16 protein-coding genes and 1 pseudogene are annotated in these 16,178 nt (G+C 74.2%); 11 read left to right on the forward strand and 6 right to left on the reverse strand.

What is annotated here, in order from left to right:
* Positions 1-52: 52 nt before the first annotated feature.
* From F7P10_RS36015 to F7P10_RS36050, 8 genes and pseudogenes are all read left to right on the forward strand, one after another.
* Positions 53-361: pseudogene (locus tag F7P10_RS36015) on the forward strand (PucR family transcriptional regulator); the annotation flags it as partial.
* Between the two features lie 14 nt (positions 362-375).
* Complete coding sequence (locus tag F7P10_RS36020) at positions 376-1,674, forward strand: helix-turn-helix domain-containing protein (RefSeq protein ID WP_151016533.1); 1,299 nt, start codon at positions 376-378, stop codon at positions 1,672-1,674.
* An 82-nt stretch (positions 1,675-1,756) separates the two neighbouring features.
* A complete protein-coding gene (locus tag F7P10_RS36025) occupies positions 1,757-2,980 on the forward strand; it encodes a DUF5685 family protein (RefSeq protein WP_254716835.1) in 1,224 nt (407 codons plus the stop codon).
* Between the two features lie 115 nt (positions 2,981-3,095).
* Entirely contained in the window at positions 3,096-3,377 is a 282-nt protein-coding gene (locus F7P10_RS36030; protein WP_151016535.1) for a hypothetical protein, read from the forward strand.
* A complete protein-coding gene (locus F7P10_RS36035; RefSeq protein WP_151016536.1) occupies positions 3,374-5,527 on the forward strand; it encodes a bifunctional copper resistance protein CopD/cytochrome c oxidase assembly protein in 2,154 nt (717 codons plus the stop codon). Before F7P10_RS36030 ends, F7P10_RS36035 begins: the two co-directional genes overlap by 4 nt.
* Before the next feature lie 112 nt (positions 5,528-5,639).
* Entirely contained in the window at positions 5,640-6,872 is a 1,233-nt protein-coding gene (locus F7P10_RS36040) for a sensor histidine kinase (protein WP_254716200.1), read from the forward strand.
* On the forward strand, positions 6,869-7,525 hold the full coding sequence (locus F7P10_RS36045; RefSeq protein ID WP_151016537.1) for a response regulator transcription factor: 657 nt from the start codon (positions 6,869-6,871) through the stop codon (positions 7,523-7,525). The genes F7P10_RS36040 and F7P10_RS36045 overlap by 4 nt, the downstream gene beginning before the upstream one ends.
* A gap of 116 nt (positions 7,526-7,641) precedes the next feature.
* Positions 7,642-8,736 (forward strand): hypothetical protein, encoded by a 1,095-nt coding sequence (locus F7P10_RS36050; RefSeq protein ID WP_151016538.1) that lies wholly within the window; start codon positions 7,642-7,644, stop codon positions 8,734-8,736.
* Positions 8,737-8,751: 15 nt separating this feature from the next.
* Here F7P10_RS36050 and F7P10_RS36055 read toward each other — a convergent pair whose 3' ends face one another.
* From F7P10_RS36055 to map, 4 genes are all read right to left on the reverse strand, one after another.
* Complete coding sequence (locus F7P10_RS36055) at positions 8,752-9,468, reverse strand: metal-dependent hydrolase (RefSeq protein WP_176611791.1); 717 nt, start codon at positions 9,466-9,468, stop codon at positions 8,752-8,754.
* Between the two features lie 141 nt (positions 9,469-9,609).
* Positions 9,610-10,638, reverse strand: coding sequence for a DNA polymerase ligase N-terminal domain-containing protein (locus F7P10_RS36060; RefSeq protein ID WP_151016539.1), 1,029 nt, complete (start codon positions 10,636-10,638; stop codon positions 9,610-9,612).
* A 19-nt stretch (positions 10,639-10,657) separates the two neighbouring features.
* Positions 10,658-11,347, reverse strand: a complete 690-nt coding sequence (locus F7P10_RS36065; protein WP_151016540.1) for a helix-hairpin-helix domain-containing protein — start codon at positions 11,345-11,347, stop codon at positions 10,658-10,660.
* Positions 11,348-11,418: 71 nt separating this feature from the next.
* A complete protein-coding gene (map, locus tag F7P10_RS36070) occupies positions 11,419-12,270 on the reverse strand; it encodes a type I methionyl aminopeptidase (RefSeq protein WP_151016541.1) in 852 nt (283 codons plus the stop codon).
* 71 nt (positions 12,271-12,341) lie between these two features.
* Here map and F7P10_RS42895 point away from each other — a divergent pair, with 71 nt between their 5' ends.
* Positions 12,342-12,518, forward strand: a complete 177-nt coding sequence (locus tag F7P10_RS42895; RefSeq protein ID WP_176611252.1) for a hypothetical protein — start codon at positions 12,342-12,344, stop codon at positions 12,516-12,518.
* A gap of 103 nt (positions 12,519-12,621) precedes the next feature.
* Here F7P10_RS42895 and F7P10_RS36075 read toward each other — a convergent pair whose 3' ends face one another.
* A complete protein-coding gene (locus F7P10_RS36075) occupies positions 12,622-13,209 on the reverse strand; it encodes a hypothetical protein (RefSeq protein WP_176611792.1) in 588 nt (195 codons plus the stop codon).
* Positions 13,210-13,309: 100 nt separating this feature from the next.
* On the opposite strand from F7P10_RS36075, the gene npdG reads away from it, so the two are divergent.
* Positions 13,310-14,020 carry an NADPH-dependent F420 reductase gene (npdG, locus tag F7P10_RS36080; RefSeq protein ID WP_151016542.1) on the forward strand — a complete coding sequence of 237 codons (711 nt, stop codon included), beginning with the start codon at positions 13,310-13,312 and terminating at the stop codon, positions 14,018-14,020.
* Positions 14,021-14,033: 13 nt separating this feature from the next.
* Positions 14,034-15,104 carry a TrkA family potassium uptake protein gene (locus F7P10_RS36085; RefSeq protein ID WP_151016543.1) on the forward strand — a complete coding sequence of 357 codons (1,071 nt, stop codon included), beginning with the start codon at positions 14,034-14,036 and terminating at the stop codon, positions 15,102-15,104.
* Between the two features lie 117 nt (positions 15,105-15,221).
* On the opposite strand, the gene panB is transcribed toward F7P10_RS36085, so the two are convergent.
* Positions 15,222-16,073, reverse strand: a complete 852-nt coding sequence (gene panB / locus F7P10_RS36090; protein WP_151016544.1) for a 3-methyl-2-oxobutanoate hydroxymethyltransferase — start codon at positions 16,071-16,073, stop codon at positions 15,222-15,224.
* Between the last annotated feature and the right edge of the window lie 105 nt (positions 16,074-16,178).

The following is a 16,178-nucleotide window of genomic DNA, read 5'->3' on the forward strand; positions in this document are numbered from 1 at the left end:
GCTATAGCCTGCCCTGGTGCGAATGCCAGACTCGTTGGGCGCGGTGAACCCCGACACCTATGCGCTGCTGCTGGCCGAGGTCTCCGAACGGACGCGCTGGTCGTTCCGCGACCGGATGCTCGGACCGCTGGAGGAGTACGACAGTGCCCGGCGCGCCGAGCTGCTGCACACCCTCGAGGTCTTCCTCGCCTGCTCGGGCTCCTGGAGCCGGACCGCGTCGCAGCTGCACGTCCATGTGAACACGCTTCGGTACCGAATCCGGCGAATCGAGGACCTGACCGGCCGGGATCTCGGCACACTGGAAGATCGAGTCGACTTCTTCCTCGCCCTGCGCGCGACGCAGCCGGCGAGAACCCTGTAGGCGGTGGTCACACGATGGATCGCGAGACACTCGGACAGCGCATCCGCGCCCTGCGGATCCGGCAGGGCATCAGCCAGGCGCAACTCGCCTTTCCCGAGCTGTCCGACAGCTACATCTCGCTGATCGAGAGCGACAAGCGGGTGCCCGCGCCGAGCGTGGTCGAACTGCTCGCCGCGAAGCTGAACTGCTCGGCGACGTACCTGGTCAGCGGCGTCAGCGAGGACGTCGTCGACGAGCTGCGCGTCACTCTCGACTACGCCGAGATCGCGCTGCGCAACGGCGCCGCCGAGGAGGCCCGGGCCCGGTACGCCGAGGTGCTGGCGAGCGCCGACGCCATCGCGCTGCCGGAGATGCTCCACCAGGCCCGGTGGGGGCACGCACTGGCACTGGAGGCGGCCGGCGCGCTGGAGGACGCGATCACCGGGCTCGGCGCGCTCGCCGACGAGGTCTCCGCCGAGGACGACCTCGACCACTGGGCCCGCGTGCACGTCGCGCTGAGCCGCTGCCTGCGCGAGCGCGGCGACGCCGGAGCGGGCGTGCAGGCCGCCGAGGACGCCCTGCGGCACCTGATCGCGACCGGCGCCGACTCCACCGACGCGGCCGTGCACCTCGGCGCGGCGCTGCTCGCCGCGTTCGTCGAGCGCGGCGACCTCGTCCGGGCGCGGCAGCTCGCCGAGCAGCTCGTCGAGCGCGCCGAGCGGATCGGCAGCCCGCGCGCCCGGATGCTCGCCTACGGCGAGGCCGCCTACGTCGCCGAGATCCGCGGCGCCTACGAGGAGGGCGTGGAGCTCGCCGAGCGGGCGCTGATGCTGGCCGGCGACGGCGAGGACCCCCGCGACCTCGACCGGCTCCGCGTCAGCTACGCGGGCCTGCTGCTGCGCGCCCGTCCGGAGCAGGCCGGCCGCGCCCGCGACCTGCTGGTGCGGGTCCGCGGCGAGGGCGGTGTCGGCGCCGCCGGGGAGATCGACGTCGCCTGGTGCCTGACCGAGCTGGCCCGCGCCGAGACCGTCCTCGGCCGTCCGGCGGACGCGGTGCGGCTCGCCGAGGAGGCGCTGGACCTGCTCGGGGACGCCCCGCGCCGTGCGGCCGCCGGGGCGCTGACCGTCCTCGGCGAGGCGTGCCTGCTGCTCGGCCGGCGCGACCGGGCGACCGAGGCGCTCACCCGCGCCGCCACCTGCCTGGAGCAGATGGAGGCGTCCCGGGAGGCGGCCCAGGCCTGGTTCGACCTCGCCGAGGTGCTCGCCGAGACCGGCCCGGCCGACGAGCCCCGGATGGCCGCGTACCGCCGCGCCCTGACCTGCGCCGGGGTGTAGCCGCGATCGCGTTGAACCGTTCCGATCACCGGGACGTCGGACTGGCAGGTCCCCGGTTCCAGGAGGTTCATCGTTGTTCGGCGTGGTTCGCCCGTGCAGGCACGTGCTGTGCGGATCCCTCTTCAAGGACTGGACGGCGCACCTGTGCGGGCTCTGCCTGACCCTGCGCTCCCGGCACGGGCAGGCGGCACGGCTCGTCACCAACTATGACGGGCTGCTCGTCTCGGTCCTGGTCGAAGCGCAGGCCCCCGAGGCCTCCCCGCGCCGGACGGCCGGGCCGTGCGCGCTGCGCGGCCTGCGCCGCGCCGAGATCGTGGCGGCCCGCGCGGAGGGCGCGCAGCTCGCCGCGGCGACGTCGCTGCTGCTCGCGGCGGGCCGCACCCGCGACCACGTCGCCGACGGCGACGGGGCCTACGCGCGGCGGGCCGTCGCGGCGGCGGCCGGCCGGCTGGCCGGGCGCTGGGACGCCGCGGGCGGCCGGACCGGCGCCGCCGTCGGGTTCGACGCGGCCGCGCTGCGCGACGCCGTCGCCCGGCAGCCGCTCCTGGAGGCCACGCCCGGGCTCGGGCCGCTCGAACTGACCGAGCCGACCGAGACCGCCGTCGCGGCCGTGTTCGCGCACACGGCCGTCCTCGCGGGCCGGGAGGGCAACGCCGAGCCGCTCGCCGAGGCGGGCCGCTTCTTCGGCCGCCTCGCGCACCTGATCGACGCCGTCGAGGACGTCGGCGACGACATCGAGTCCGGCGCGTACAACCCCCTCGTCGCCACCGGCACCGGACCGGCCGAGGCGCGGCGGCTGGCCGCGGACGCCCTGCGCGGGCTGCGGCTGGCGCTCGCCGAGCTGGAGTTGGAGCAGCCCGCCCTGGTGCGGGCGCTGCTGGACCGTGAGGTCGCCCGCTCCGTCGACCGGGTGTTCGCCGCCTACCCGCCCGCGCCGGGCGGGCCCCCGCCGCACGGAGGCCCGTACCCGCCCCACCACGGCCATCCGCAGCGGCCCCACGCGCCTTATCCGCAGCAGGGATATCCGCAACATGCGGGCGGCGGTCACGGCGGCGGCGGTGGGTTCGGCGGCTGGGGCGGAGGCGGGCATGGCGGCGGTCATGGGGGAGGGCCGCGCAGGAAGCGGCCTCCGCTGCCGATCCCGTGCTTCACCGGCTCCCTGGTGTGCGCCACGTGCGGCATCTACCAGCCGGAGTGGAGCAAGTACCACGGCAGGCGGTTCAGCGACCGCTTCTGGGTCACCCGCCACTGCGACGACTGCGGCTGCGACGGCAACTGCGATTGCTGCTGCTGTCCCTGCGACTGAGCGTCGCGGGGACGGCCCGCGCGGCGGGTGCCGCCCGCGCGGGGCAGGTAAGCGCAGCGGCGGACCCTAAGTAGGGTGGGTGCAGCCCCGTCGCTCTCCTGGAGATCCGGCACCCATGAAGCCCCGCAATCCCCGCAGTATCCGCGCGCCCCGGCGCCGCATGCCCGTCCGGCACGGCGCGGCCCGGATCGGCCTCGTCGCGGCCGCCGCCACCGTCCTGTGCGTCCTCGCCGCCGGCCCGGCCCTCGCGGCGGAGGAGGGGGCCGGGTCGTCCGCCGTCGTCACCGGGGTGATCATCGTCGTCGGCGCCCTGATCGGCATCGGCATCGGCCTCGCGATCGTGTCGCGCGCGGCCCGCGGGCACACCCGCGACCGCGGCAAGGGCGGTCCGCGATGAGCGCGGGGGAGCGGACGGGCGGCGCGGAGAGCGCCCGCGGCGGCGTGCCCGCGCTGGTGCGGACCGCCGCGATCGCGCTCGCCGCGGGCATGGCCGCGCTCGCCGTCGCGCTGGTCGTCGGCGGCGCCGTCGCCGAGCAGATCATCCCGGGGATCGCGACCGCCGGCACCCTCACCCGGTGGGGCCTCCCGATCTCCCGCACGATCATGGACCTGACGTCCGCGCTGACCATCGGGACGCTGCTGGCGGCGACCGTCCTGCTGCCGCTGGAGGCGAAGCGCGGCGCGAAAAAGGCGGGCGCGGGGAAGGGGGCCGCGGGGAAGGCGGCGGGGGCGACCGGCACCGGGGTGCTGTCGCGGGACGCGATCGGCTACCTGCGGACCGCGTCCTGGTTCGCCGCCGGGTGGGCCGCCGCCGCGGCCGCCACGCTCGTCTTCACCGTCTCGGACGTGCTCGGGCAGCCGGTCGCGCAGGTGATCACCGGCAGCGAGCTGAGCAGCTACGTCGGCTCGCTGGAGCAGGGCACCGCGCTGATGATCGTGGTGCTGCTGGCGGTCGTCGTCGCGCTGCTCGCGCGGACCACCACCACGCCCGCCGCCGGGATCGGGCTGCTGGTCATGGCCGGCGTCGCGCTGCTGCCCGCGCCGCTCACCGGGCACTCGGCGTCCTCCGCCAACCACGCGATCGCGGTCGTCGGCGTCGCGCTGCACGTCGCGGCCGTCGCGCCGTGGGTCGGGGGCCTCGCCGTCGTCACCGCGCACGCGCTGCTGCGGCGGGACCGGCTGCCCCTGATGGCCGAGCGGTTCAGCCGGATGGCGCTGTGGTGCTACATCATCGTGGGCGCCAGCGGGCTGGCGAACATCATCGCGCGGATGCCCGATCCCGCCGAGCTGCTGACGACGAACTACGGCCGGCTCGCCCTCGCCAAGATGGCCGCGTTCGCCGCGCTGGGCTGGTTCGGCTGGTGGCACCGGGAACGCACCCTGCCCGCGCTGCACGACCGCAAGCCGGACGGCCGGGGGAACTGGGCGTTCGCCCGTCTCGCGGGCGTCGAGACGGCGGTCATGGCCGCCACGATGGGCCTCGCGGTCGCGCTCGCCAGCACCGCGCCGCCGGCGCCGACCGGCACCGAGACCGCCGTCCGGACCCTGCTCGGCTTCGAGATGCCGCCGCCGATCACCGCGGGACGGCTGATGACGCTGTGGTGGTTCGACCTGTTCTTCGCCGCCCTGGCCCTGGTGCTCGCCGCCGTCTACCTCGCGGGCGTGGTGCGGCTGCGGCGGCGCGGCGACGCGTGGCCGGTGTGGCGGACGGCCTTCTGGCTCGCCGGCGTGCTGACGATCGTGCTCGCCACCCAGACGGGCGTCGCCCGGTACTCGCCGATCCTGTTCAGCGTGCACATGGCGCAGCACATGACGCTCAACATGCTGACCCCGATCTTCCTGGTCGTGGGCGCGCCGGTCACGCTGGCGCTGCGGGCGCTGAAGCCCGCGCGGATCCGCGGGGACCGCGGCCCGCGCGAATGGCTGACCGCGGCGCTGCACAGCCGGTTCTCCGCGTTCATCACGCATCCGGCGGTTGCGACCGTCATCTTCGTGGCGAGCACGTTCGCGCTGTACTTCACGCCGCTCTTCCAATCGCTGATGCAGGACCACCTGGGCCACATCGCGATGACCTTGCACTTCCTGCTCTCCGGCTTCCTGTTCTTCTGGGTGCTGCTCGGCGTGGACCCGGCGCCGACGCGGCTGCCCTACCCCGGACGGCTGCTGCTGCTGTTCGTCACGATGCCGTTCCACGCCTTCTTCGGCATCGCGCTGATGAACCTGAGCCGGCCGATCGCGGAGGGCTGGTACAACGCGGTGGACCCGCCGTGGGGGACGACCCTGCTGCACGACCAGCACACCGGCGGGGCGATCGCCTGGGCGTTCGGCGAGATCCCGACGTTCATCGTCCTGATCGTCCTGGCGATCCAGTGGTACTCCGACGACCAGCGGCAGGCCCGCCGGATGGACCGCAAGGCCGACCGCGCGGCGAGGGCCGGGACCGCGGCCGGGGCGCCGGTGGAGGACGACGAGCTGGCCGCCTACAACGAGCGCCTCGCCAAGCTCGCCGAGCGCGACCGGCTCGCGGGGGAGCGCGGCGACACCTGACCGGCCCGGCCGCCGGTCCGGGGCCCGGCGGCCGCCGGGCTCACCCGTGCGGGGGAGGCGCCCGTCCCCGCGGGGGAGGGCCCGGGTCCCGGCGGTCTGCCAGGATCGACGTGTGATCGGTCCCCTGCGCCCGCTGATCCGGCGGACGACCTGGCGGCGGTGGTCCCACCTCGTGGTGGGCGGCGCGCTGCTGATGCCGTACTGGTTCCTGTCGGTCTCGCTCGCCCCGCTGCTCCCGATCGGGAACGTGTACGTCACGTTCGTGCTCGCGCTCGTCGTCCTGCCGGGGGCGGCGGCGTTCGTCACCGGGCTCGTCCCGACGGTCCGGATGCTCGAGACGTCCATGGCGCGGGAACTGCTCGAGGGGCCGGCGCGGGAGCTCGAGCCCGGCCCGGCGCGCTCGTGGGAGAGCCGCGGCCGGACCGCCGCGTGGTTCTCCCTCCACCTGGGGGTCGGCGTGGTGGTCAGCGGGCTGAGCCTGGCCGTCCCGCCGTTCGCCGTCGTGGCGGTCCTCGCGCCCGCCGTGCGGTGGGACGAGCAGTTCATCGACGCCTGGGGCTGGCGGGACGGCTGGCCGCAGTGGCCCGGGCCGCTGGTCGGGATCGGCGCGATGGCCGTCCTGCTGGCGCTGATCGTCGCGGCGGGCGCGCTGCTGTCCCGGCTCGCCCCGGTGTTCCTCGGCCCGTCCGCCGCGGAACGGCTCGCCGCGATGGAGGCCGAGGCCGTCGCGCTCGCCGAGCGCAACCGGCTGGCGCGGGAGCTGCACGACTCGGTGGGGCACGCGCTGAGCGTGGTGACGCTGCAGGCCGCGGCGGCCGGGCGGGTCCTGGACGGCGACCCGGACTTCGCCCGGGAGGCCCTGTCGGCGATCGAGGAGTCCGCCCGCGCGGCCCTGGAGGACCTCGACCACGTCCTCGGGCTGCTGCGCGAGGACACGTCCCGGTCCGTCCCGCAGGCCACGCTGAAGGACCTCGGACGGCTGCTGGAGCAGACGCGGATCGCGGGGGTGACGCTCGACGCGCGGGTGGGCCCGGAGATCGAGGCGGTGCCCGCCGCGGTGTCGCGGGAGGCCTACCGGATCGTCCAGGAGGGCCTGACGAACGCGCTGCGGCACGCGGGGAAGGTGCCGGTGCGGCTCCGCCTGGACGTCACCGGCGAACGGCTGGAGATGGAGATGAGCAATCCGCTGGGCGCGGCGGACGGCGCCGGCGCCGACCACGGCGGCGGGCGCGGCCTCGGCGGCGTCCGCGAGCGCGTGACCGTGCTGCGCGGCGAGATGAGCGCGGGACCGGACGGCGGACGCTGGTGCTTCCGGGTGTCCCTGCCGCTAAGGTCCGGGTCATGACGATCAAGGTGCTGCTGGTCGACGACGAGCGGCTGATCCGGGCCGGGCTGGCCGCCATCATCGGGGCCGAGGCGGACATGACCGTGGCCGGGGAGGCGTCCGACGGGTCGGAGGTGCCGGGCGCGGTGTCCCGGCTGCGCCCCGACGTGGTGCTGATGGACGTGCGGATGCCGGAGCTCGACGGCATCCAGGCCACCCGGCACCTGCTGTCGGCGACGCCCGAGCCGCCCCGCATCATCGTCGTCACCACGTTCGAGAACGACGAGTACGTCTACGACGCGCTGAAGGCGGGCGCCCACGGGTTCCTGCTCAAGCGGACGCGTCCCGAGGAGATCCTGCAGGCGATCCGGATGGTGGTGCACGGCGACACCCTGCTGTTCCCCGCGGCGATCCGCGCGCTGGCCGCCGAGCACGGCGGGTCGCGCGGCGGGCCGTCCGGGGCGCGCTGGCACGACCGGCTCACCGAGCGGGAGTCGGACGTCCTGCGGCTGATGGCGCGGGGACGCTCGAACGCGGAGATCGCGACCGAGCTGTTCGTGAGCCCGCAGACGGTGAAGACGCACGTCGGCAACGTCCTGGCGAAGCTGCAGGCCCGCGACCGCACGCAGGCGGTCATCTTCGCCTACGAGACGGGGTTCATCTCACCGGGATGATCCGGCCGTACCGTGACCTTCGCCGCGCTGCGCGAAAACTCAACCTCCCCTTACGTGCGATTTACCCCCGAATCGTTACAAATGAGACAGACTGCGAGTCGACCGATCGGGGGATCATGGACGCTGTCACGCTGGCCGAGCTGCGCAAGCCCCGCGCCTATCCGGCGGTGTCGGTGCTGATGCCGACCCACCGGGCCGCCCCGGGCGACCGGCAGGACCCCATCCGGCTGCGGAACCTGCTGGCCGAGGCCCGGCGCCGGCTCTACGCCGACGACCGGATCCCGGCCGACGCCGCCGACCACGTCGTGCGCGGCCTGGAGCGGGCGGCCGGCGAGGTCGACCTGCGGCACGCCGCGGACGGCCTCGTGCTGTTCGCCGCCCCGGACGGCGAGCACCACGCGTTCGCGATCGACCAGCCGGTCGACGAGCGGGTCATCGTCGACAGCGGCTTCGCCACCCGCGACCTCGTCGCCGCCTACACCCGCACCCCGCGCTACTGGCTGCTCACCCTGTCCGACCACCGCACCCGGCTCTGGGACGGCCGCGGCGACGAGTTGACCGAGCACACCGCGGGCCGCTTCCCGGTCGAGCCGGAACCGATCGACGAGGCCGCCTCCGGCCGCCGCGCCCGCCGTGCGGCCACCGGCGGGGACGAGCCGCACCGGCAGGCCGCCCGCGACGTCGCCGCCGCGCTCGACCGCGTCCTCGCCCGCGACGACCGTCCGCTGATCGTCGCCGGGGTCACCCGCCACCAGGCGTTCTTCGACGAGGTCGCCGGACCGCACGTCCGGATCGCCGGGCGCGTCGACGGCAGCCTCGAGGGCGCCTCGCCGAGCACGCTGATCGAGGCGGCCCGCCCGGCGCTGGCCGCCTACGAGGACCTGCGCGAGGTCGGGGTGCTGTCCGAGCTGGAGGCGGCGCGCGGCATCGACCGGTACGGCGCCGGGCTCTGCGACGTCGTGCGCCTCGTCGAGCAGGGCCGCGGCGAGCACCTCGTCGTCGAGCGCGGCTACTACGCGCCCGCGATCAGGAGCGACGGGGGCCTCGTCCCGGTGGACGGGCGCCCCGGCGTGCTGCACGGCGCGGACGTGATCGACGACGCCGTCGACCACGTCATCGAGACGGCGCTGGAGTACGGCGGCGAGGTCACGTTCGTCTCCGACGGCTTCCTCGTCGACCACGACCGCATCGCCCTGGTCACCCGCTTCTGACCGCCCCGGGCCGGGTCACCCCGCGGTCATCCAGGTGACCGCGACGTCGCCGAGGACCGACCGGATCGCCAGGATCGCGATGCCCACGCTGAGCACCGGCATCACGACCCAGCGCTCGACCTTCCCGTCGGTGCGGGGGATGATCGGGACGATCGTCCGCCACTTGAACGGCCACAGCACCGGGCAGCCGCGCGGCGTCAGGCAGTCGCCGACGACGTGCGCGAAGCAGCCGAGCCCGACCGCGAACCCGACGAAGCTCATGTCGAGGTCGTGCATCAGCCACACGGCGATGGCGGCCAGCGCGCAGTCGGCCAGCGCCGACTGCGGCTCCTTGCCCTCGAAGTCGAGGCCGACGCCGCGCAGCCCCAAGCCGACGATCATGAAGAGGCAGGCCCACCAGGCGTACACGACGTGGGTGGCGAGGAGGTCCATCGCGAGGCCGATGCCGACCGCGAACAGCAGCGAGTGGGTCGCCTGCCGGTGCCCGCCCGAGGCCTTGCCGATCCACTTGCACATGTGCTTGGTGATCGGGCCGAACGTGTTCGCGATGCGCCCGTTGTGGTGGTCGATGTCGGGCAGCAGCGCGGCGCCCGCGCAGACCACCGCCCCGGCGGCGACCTGCTCGACCGACAGCGACACCGCGTAGTCGCCGATCCAGTCCTCCCGGCTGATCACCGGAACGACCGCGAGCCATGCCAGCGCGCCGCTCAGGGCGTGCGTCCTGCCCATCATCAGCCGTTACCCCGCCTTCCCGCATCCGCCGTACCGGGGCGGACTCTAGCCCGCTGTTGATCGTTTTCGGCGGCGGCGCGCCGAAGCGGGTGCTACGTCCGTTTGATGCGGGGAAACGGCGGGTGGTTCCGGATCGGCCGCCTACCGGTGCCCGCCGGACGGGACGAACCGCCAGGCGTTCGACTCCTCGCCCGGACGGTACGGGGAGTCGAGCCGCTTGGCGAGGACGCCCGGCAGGTCCTGCGCGCCCGCGGCCTCCCGCACCGCGTCCCCGTCCCCGGGGAACCACGGCGCCGTCTGCCACAGTGCCCCCGACAGCCCCAGGCCGTCCAGCCGCTCCCGGCGCTCCCGGTACGGGACGTCCAGCAGCGGGTGCCCGTCCAGGTGCGGCACGTCGTAGATCATGTACGTCTCGCGGCCCTCGACCACCGCCAGTTCCCCGTCCAGCACCGCCCGGCGGGCGCCCAGCTCGGCGCCCAGCCGCCCGCCCATCCGGGCGGGACCCGCCGCGGACCGTCCCTCGCCGTCGGTGAACCGGGCCCGGCCGCCCTCGACGTAGGCCAGCAGCCGCCGCCCGCCCCACGCGAACTCGAACGCCCAGCCGTCCTGGTCGCGGGGCAGCCGCGCCCGCCGCACCGGACGCATCGGCGCCAGCGACTCCGGGAGCGGCTCGGCGTCCGGATCCTCCGGCGGGTCCATCCGGTGGATCATCCAGTCGTCGCCGCGCGTCCGGAACAGCACGTACCGGCCCGACACCCGCGAGCCGTGCACGACGACCTTGACCTCGCGGTCGCTCCACTTCTCCGTCTCGTACGTCCCGCGATCCCAGACGGTCACCGTGCCGCCGCCGTACTCGTCCCTCGGGATCTCGCCCTCGAACGTGGCGTACTCCAGCGGATGATCCTCCGTGTGCACCGCCAGATGGTTCGTGCCGGGACTCCACGGCAGCCCCTTCGGCACCGCCCACGACACCAGCACCCCGTCCCGCTCGAACCGCAGGTCCCAGTGCAGGGTGCTCGCATGGTGCTCCTGCACCACGAACGTGTCGTCGTCCCCGTGCGGCAGCGCCGCCTCGTCGGGGACGGGCTCGGGCGTGCGGCGCGCGTCGCGCCTGCCCCGGTACTCGGCCAGCCGGTCCTTGTTCGCGTCGTTCGCGTCCTCGGGACTCACGCCCCGTGCGTACCCGGCGTCAGCGGATGAAGACGGCGTGGTCGACCAGATCGCCGGTGAGGTCGGGCGGCAGCCCGGCGACCGCCGACAGCTCCTCCGCGGACATGAACCCGCCCGTCTCCGCCCGCACCCGCTCGATCTTCTCCGCCAGCTCCGGGGTGATCCCCGGCAGCAGCTCGAGTGCCGTCGCCGGCGCGTGGTTGACGTCGACGAGACCCCCGTCGTTGTACTGGCGCGGCAGGTCCGGACGCCCGATCCGCAGCTCCTTCGCCAGCCCCGGATCCGTCGCGGCCAGCTCGCGCGCCTTCTCCCGCAGCAGCCGCCGCCGCTTCACCCGCTCCACCACGGCCTCGTTGTCGACGCCCGACAGCCCGTGCGGATCGAACACCCGGCGCCGGATCACGAACGCGTGCCCGCACCCGATGATCGCGAGCACGAACATCAGCAGCCCCACGGTCCGCTGCGTCCCGTCGTCGTCCCCGAGACCGGGCAGCAGGTACAGCATCAGCGCGAAGACGCCGATGTAGGCGGCCGACGAGACGAGCAGGTGCAGGTTGCGCCGCCACAGCGCCGCCACGGCGAAGGTGAACGGCGTCGCGTAGCCGAGCGACAGGAACGGCAGGGCCGCCCACGTCACGCTCAGGGCCGCCCGTCCCGGCGGCATGCTGTCGGACGGAACCCTCGGCTCGTACGGCGCTGGCTCGTTCATCCAGGAGTCTCCCCGGTGGGGCGGGCGTTGCTTCGACTCTAGGTGATGGGACGCTCAGGACGGCCGGAGGCTCACGGCAGGGTGAGGATTTCGTTGCCGTCGTCGGTGATCAGGATCGTGTGCTCGAACTGGGCCGTCCGCTTGCGGTCCTTCGTCACGACCGTCCAGCCGTCGTCCCACATGTCGTAGTCGAAGCTGCCGAGCGTCAGCATCGGCTCGACCGTGAACGTCATGCCCGGCTCGATCAGCGTGGTCGCGTTCGGGTCGTCGTAGTGGGGGACGACCAGGCCCGAGTGGAACGTCGTGCCGATCCCGTGCCCGGTGAAGTCGCGGACCACGCCGTACCCGAAGCGCTTGGCGTACGACTCGATGACCCGCCCGATCACGTTCAGCGCGCGGCCCGGCTTGGCGGCGCGGATGCCCCGCATCATCGCCTCCCGGGTGCGCTCCACCAGCTGCGCCGACTCCTCCGGCACGTCCCCGCACAGGAACGTCGCGTCGGTGTCGCCGTGCACGCCGCCGATGAACGCGGTGATGTCGACGTTGATGATGTCGCCGTCCCGCAGCACCGTGTCGTCCGGGATCCCGTGGCAGATCACCTCGTTGATCGAGGTGCACAGCGACTTGGGGAACCCCCGGTAGCCCAGCGTGGACGGGTACGCCCCGTGGTCGAGCATGAACTCGTGCCCGATCCGGTCGAGCTCGTCCGTCGTGATGCCGGGCCGCACCTCGCTCCCGACCAGCTCGAGGGCCTGCGCGGCGATCTTCCCCGCGACCCGCATCTTCTCGATGATCTCGGGAGTCTTGACGTCCGGCTCGCCGGTCCTGGGCTTCTTCTTGCCGACGTACTCCGGGCGGGGAATGTGCGCGGGGACCTTCCGCAGAGGGGAGATGGTGCCGGGCCGGAGAAGCTGGGTCGTCATGGTAAGGGAGTGTAGTCAGCGCGACCGGGGCACGAATCCCGTGACTTCCGGCGACGTCGAGAGGAGCGCCCGTGAAAGGCACTGACGGCGACTGGTGGTTCTGCCTCAAGCACATGAAGGTGGAGCACGGGCCCGGCTGCCCCAACAAGGACCGGATGGGCCCCTACGAGACCGAGGGCGCCGCGGCGAACGCCCTCACCCTGGCCCGCGAGCGCAACGAGACCTGGCGCCGCCAGAACGAGGACTGACGACTGCGGCCGAGGCGGATCGGGACGGCCGCCGGGTGTGCGACCCCGCGGCCGTCTCCGCTGGTCGGCCTCGGCGAGTTCGGGCCGCCGAAGGCCCGCGCGGTCAGTCGACCGTGGGGCCGGTCACGGTCTCCAGCAGCCGGGCGAGGCGGCGGCGCAGGCCCGGCCGTCCGCGCGCGTCCCCCTCGCCGGCGGCGGCGCTGACCAGGTGCTGGGCGCCGTCGAACGACAGCAGCGCCTCCCGCGGCGGGACGGTCAGCGCCTCGTGCGCGAGCCCCCGCAGCTCGCGGTCGCCGCTCTCGAGGGCCATCACGATCGCGCCGGTCCGGCGCGCGTCGTCCACCCGTTCCAGCAGCGGGACGGGCGCGTCCTCCTCGGCGACGACGAACACGGTCTCGCCGCGCCGCGCCTCCTCCAGCCGGTCCAGGCCGATCGACAGGTGGGCGGGCGCGCCCCGCGGCGGCGACCAGCGCACGAGGGTCGGGGCGAGTCCGGGGGCGCCGCCGAGCCGGCTCTCGTCGTCCAGGTGCGCCGCGAGGTGCCACGGGTCGTCGCCGGGCGTCCCGACCAGCAGCAGCCCGCCCGGGGACCGCGACGTTCCCCGCAGCGCGCGGCCGAACTCGCTCGTCCGCTCCAGCCATCCGGTGACGGACAGCACCTCGCGCAGCATCGAGATCTGCTCGGCGTCCACGGGACCATGGTGCCGCACGCGGGGCGTCCGCAGGCCCGTTTCCGCCGATCGGGGAGGCCGGGAGGCGGCGGCCGGAGGCGTGCCTGGCAGACTCGGCGGCATGAGTGATCAGCAGCCCAAGAATCCGCACGACCTCCCGGACGCGAGCGGCATCCCGATCGGGATCCTCGGCGGCACCGGTGACCAGGGCAAGGGCCTCGCGCGCCGGTTCGCGCTCGCCGGGCACCGGGTGACCATCGGCTCCCGCAAGGCCGACCGCGCCCAGGCGGCCGCCGACGACCTGATCGCCGGCGACCCGGACGCGGGCCTGCGGGTGTCGGGCGCGGAGAACCCGGTGGCGGCGGGGGAGTCCGACGTCGTGATCGTCGCCGTCCCGTGGGAGGGGCACAAGGCCACGCTGGAGTCGCTGCGGGACGAGCTCGCCGGCAAGATCGTCGTGGACTGCGTGAACCCGCTGGGCTTCGAGAAGGGCAAGGGCGCCTTCGCGCTTCCGGTCGAGGAGGGCAGCGCCGCCGAGCAGGCCGCCGCCGTCCTGCCGGACAGCCGCGTCGTCGCCGCGTTCCACCACGTGTCGGCCAAGCTGCTGCTCGACCCCGCGGTCGGCGAGATGGAACTGGACGTCCTGGTCCTCGGCGGCGACCGGGAGGCCACCGACCTCGTGCAGGCCCTCGCCGGCCGGATCCCCGGCATGCGCGGCGTGTACGGCGGACGCCTCCACAACGCCGGCCAGGTCGAGGCGTTCACCGCCAACCTGATCTCCATGAACCGCCGCTACAAGGCACACGCCGGCCTGCGCATCACCGACGTGTGACCGGCGGGCGCCGATGATCGATCCGGAGGCGGCGCGCAGGCCGCTCGTCCTGCTGCCGAAGGTGCGGACGGGCCCGCTGCGCGCCGTCGGGCGGCGCGTCGGGCTCGCCGGGCTCGCGGTGCTGGCCGTGGTGGCCGCCGTCTACCTGGGCCGCGACGGCTACCGTGACTCCGCCGACGGCGACGTCACGCTGCTGGACGCGTTCTACTACGCCACCGTCTCGGTCTCCACGACCGGATACGGCGACATCACCCCGGTGAGCGATTCCGCCCGGCTCGTCAACATCCTCTTCGTCACGCCCGTGCGGGTGCTGTTCCTCATCGTCCTCGTGGGCACGACCCTCGAGGTGCTCGCGGAACGCACCCGCGAGGACTGGCGGCAGTCACGCTGGAGGGCACGCGTGCGCGACCACATCGTGGTGACCGGATACGGGACGAAGGGGCGCAGCGCGATCAAGACGCTGCTGACCACCGGCGTCCCGCGCGACTCGATCGTCGTCGTCGACCCGGACCCGCGCGTCGTCGCCGAAGCGGCGGAGGCGGGGCTGGTCGGCATCGTGGGGGACGCCACCCGCAGCTCGGTCCTCGAGCAGGCGGGCGTCCGGCGGGCCCGCGAGATCGTCGTGGCGGCCGCGCGGGACGACACCGCGGTGCTGATCACGCTGACCGCGCGGCAGCTCAACCCGCGCGCCGGGATCCAGGCGTCGGTGCGCGAGTCCGAGAACGTCCCGCTGCTGCGGCAGAGCGGCGCCGACCATGTGGTGACCTCGTCGGAGGCCGCGGGCCGGCTGCTCGGCGTCACCACGCGGCACCCGAACGTCGGCGACGTCATCGAGGATCTCCTCGACCAGGGCAGCGGCCTCGATCTCGTCGAACGTCCCGTGGCGGCCGAGGAGGCCGGACGTCCCCTCGCGGCGCTGGCCGAACCGGCGCTGGCGGTGGTGCGGGACGGCCGGATGCTCCCGTTCGACCATCCCGACTGCGCGGCGCTGCGGCCGGGCGACCTCGTCATCGTCGCGCGCTCCAGCCGCCGGTCGCGCACGGCGCCGAAGGCGGCGCCCGAGGACCCGTCCGGTCCGGCCTGACGCGAGGCTCGACACGGTGCGGCCCCCGCGCGGTGCGTCCGCGGGGAACGCACCGTGCGGGGGCCGTCGCCCGTTACCTGGCCGCGCGTACTTGGCCGCCCGTTACCCGGCCGCCCGTCACCTGTAGGAGTGCTCGGCGGTCGGGTAGGTGCCGCCGACGACCTCGTCGGCGTAGGCGCGGGCCGCGTCGCCGAGGACGCCGTGCACGTCCGCGAACTTCTTGACGAACTTCGCGGTGTGCGGGGTGAGGCCCGCCATGTCCTGCCATACCAGGACCTGCGCGTCGGTGACGTTGCCGGCCCCGATGCCGATCGTCGGGATGGACAGCGACGCGGTGACGCGCTCGGCCAGCTCCTCGGGCACGCACTCGAGCACCACCGCGAACGCGCCCGCGGCCTCGAGGGCCTTGGCGTCGGCGATCAGCTCCTCGCCGGACTCGCCGCGGCCCTGCACCCGGTAGCCGCCGAAGACGTTCACCGACTGCGGGGTGAGGCCGAGGTGGCCCATCACCGGCATGCCGGCGGCGACGAGCGCCTCGACCTGCGGCAGGACGCGCCGGCCGCCCTCCAGCTTGATCGCGTGGGCGCCGGTCTCCTTCATGAAGCGGGTCGCGGTCGTGAGCGCCTCGGACACGCCCGTCTGGTAGGAGCCGAACGGCAGGTCCGCGACCACCATGGCGCGCCGGGACCCGCGGACGACCGCGGCGGTCAGCGGGATCAGGTCGTCGACCGTCACGGGGATCGTCGAGTCGTAGCCGTAGACGACCATCGCGGCGGAGTCGCCGACGAGCAGCACCGGAATGCCGGCGTCGTCGAACACCCGCGCGGTGAGCGCGTCGTAGGCGGTGAGCATCGGCCACTTCTCGTGCCGCTGCTTCGCCGCGGCGATGTCGCGGACGGTGACCCTTCGCCCGCCCGTGCCGCCGTAGAGGGCGTTCGGCTGTGCGGGGGGTGCGACAGATGAAGACATGTGAAACCTCCGGTCTTGAGGCGCCACGGTGGCGTACCCAGACGGTTCCGATCGTGCCACTTCGTCAACGATTCGGGTAGCCCCGACATTCCACAATCTATTGGG

Source organism: Actinomadura sp. WMMB 499, from assembly GCF_008824145.1.
Taxonomy (GTDB): Bacteria; Actinomycetota; Actinomycetes; order Streptosporangiales; family Streptosporangiaceae; genus Spirillospora.

Excerpts from the sequence above, each read along its gene's own strand:
- F7P10_RS36020 (WP_151016533.1), top strand. The coding sequence starts at position 376 with ATGGATCGCGAGACACTCGGACAGCGCATCCGCGCCCTGCGGATCCGG.
- F7P10_RS36030 (WP_151016535.1), top strand. The coding sequence starts at position 3,096 with ATGAAGCCCCGCAATCCCCGCAGTATCCGCGCGCCCCGGCGCCGCATG.
- F7P10_RS36035 (WP_151016536.1), top strand. The coding sequence starts at position 3,374 with ATGAGCGCGGGGGAGCGGACGGGCGGCGCGGAGAGCGCCCGCGGCGGC.
- F7P10_RS36045 (WP_151016537.1), top strand. The coding sequence starts at position 6,869 with ATGACGATCAAGGTGCTGCTGGTCGACGACGAGCGGCTGATCCGGGCC.
- F7P10_RS36050 (WP_151016538.1), top strand. The coding sequence starts at position 7,642 with ATGGACGCTGTCACGCTGGCCGAGCTGCGCAAGCCCCGCGCCTATCCG.
- F7P10_RS36055 (WP_176611791.1), bottom strand. The coding sequence starts at position 9,468 with ATGATGGGCAGGACGCACGCCCTGAGCGGCGCGCTGGCATGGCTCGCG.
- F7P10_RS36065 (WP_151016540.1), bottom strand. The coding sequence starts at position 11,347 with ATGAACGAGCCAGCGCCGTACGAGCCGAGGGTTCCGTCCGACAGCATG.
- map (WP_151016541.1), bottom strand. The coding sequence starts at position 12,270 with ATGACGACCCAGCTTCTCCGGCCCGGCACCATCTCCCCTCTGCGGAAG.
- npdG (WP_151016542.1), top strand. The coding sequence starts at position 13,310 with ATGAGTGATCAGCAGCCCAAGAATCCGCACGACCTCCCGGACGCGAGC.
- F7P10_RS36085 (WP_151016543.1), top strand. The coding sequence starts at position 14,034 with ATGATCGATCCGGAGGCGGCGCGCAGGCCGCTCGTCCTGCTGCCGAAG.
- panB (WP_151016544.1), bottom strand. The coding sequence starts at position 16,073 with ATGTCTTCATCTGTCGCACCCCCCGCACAGCCGAACGCCCTCTACGGC.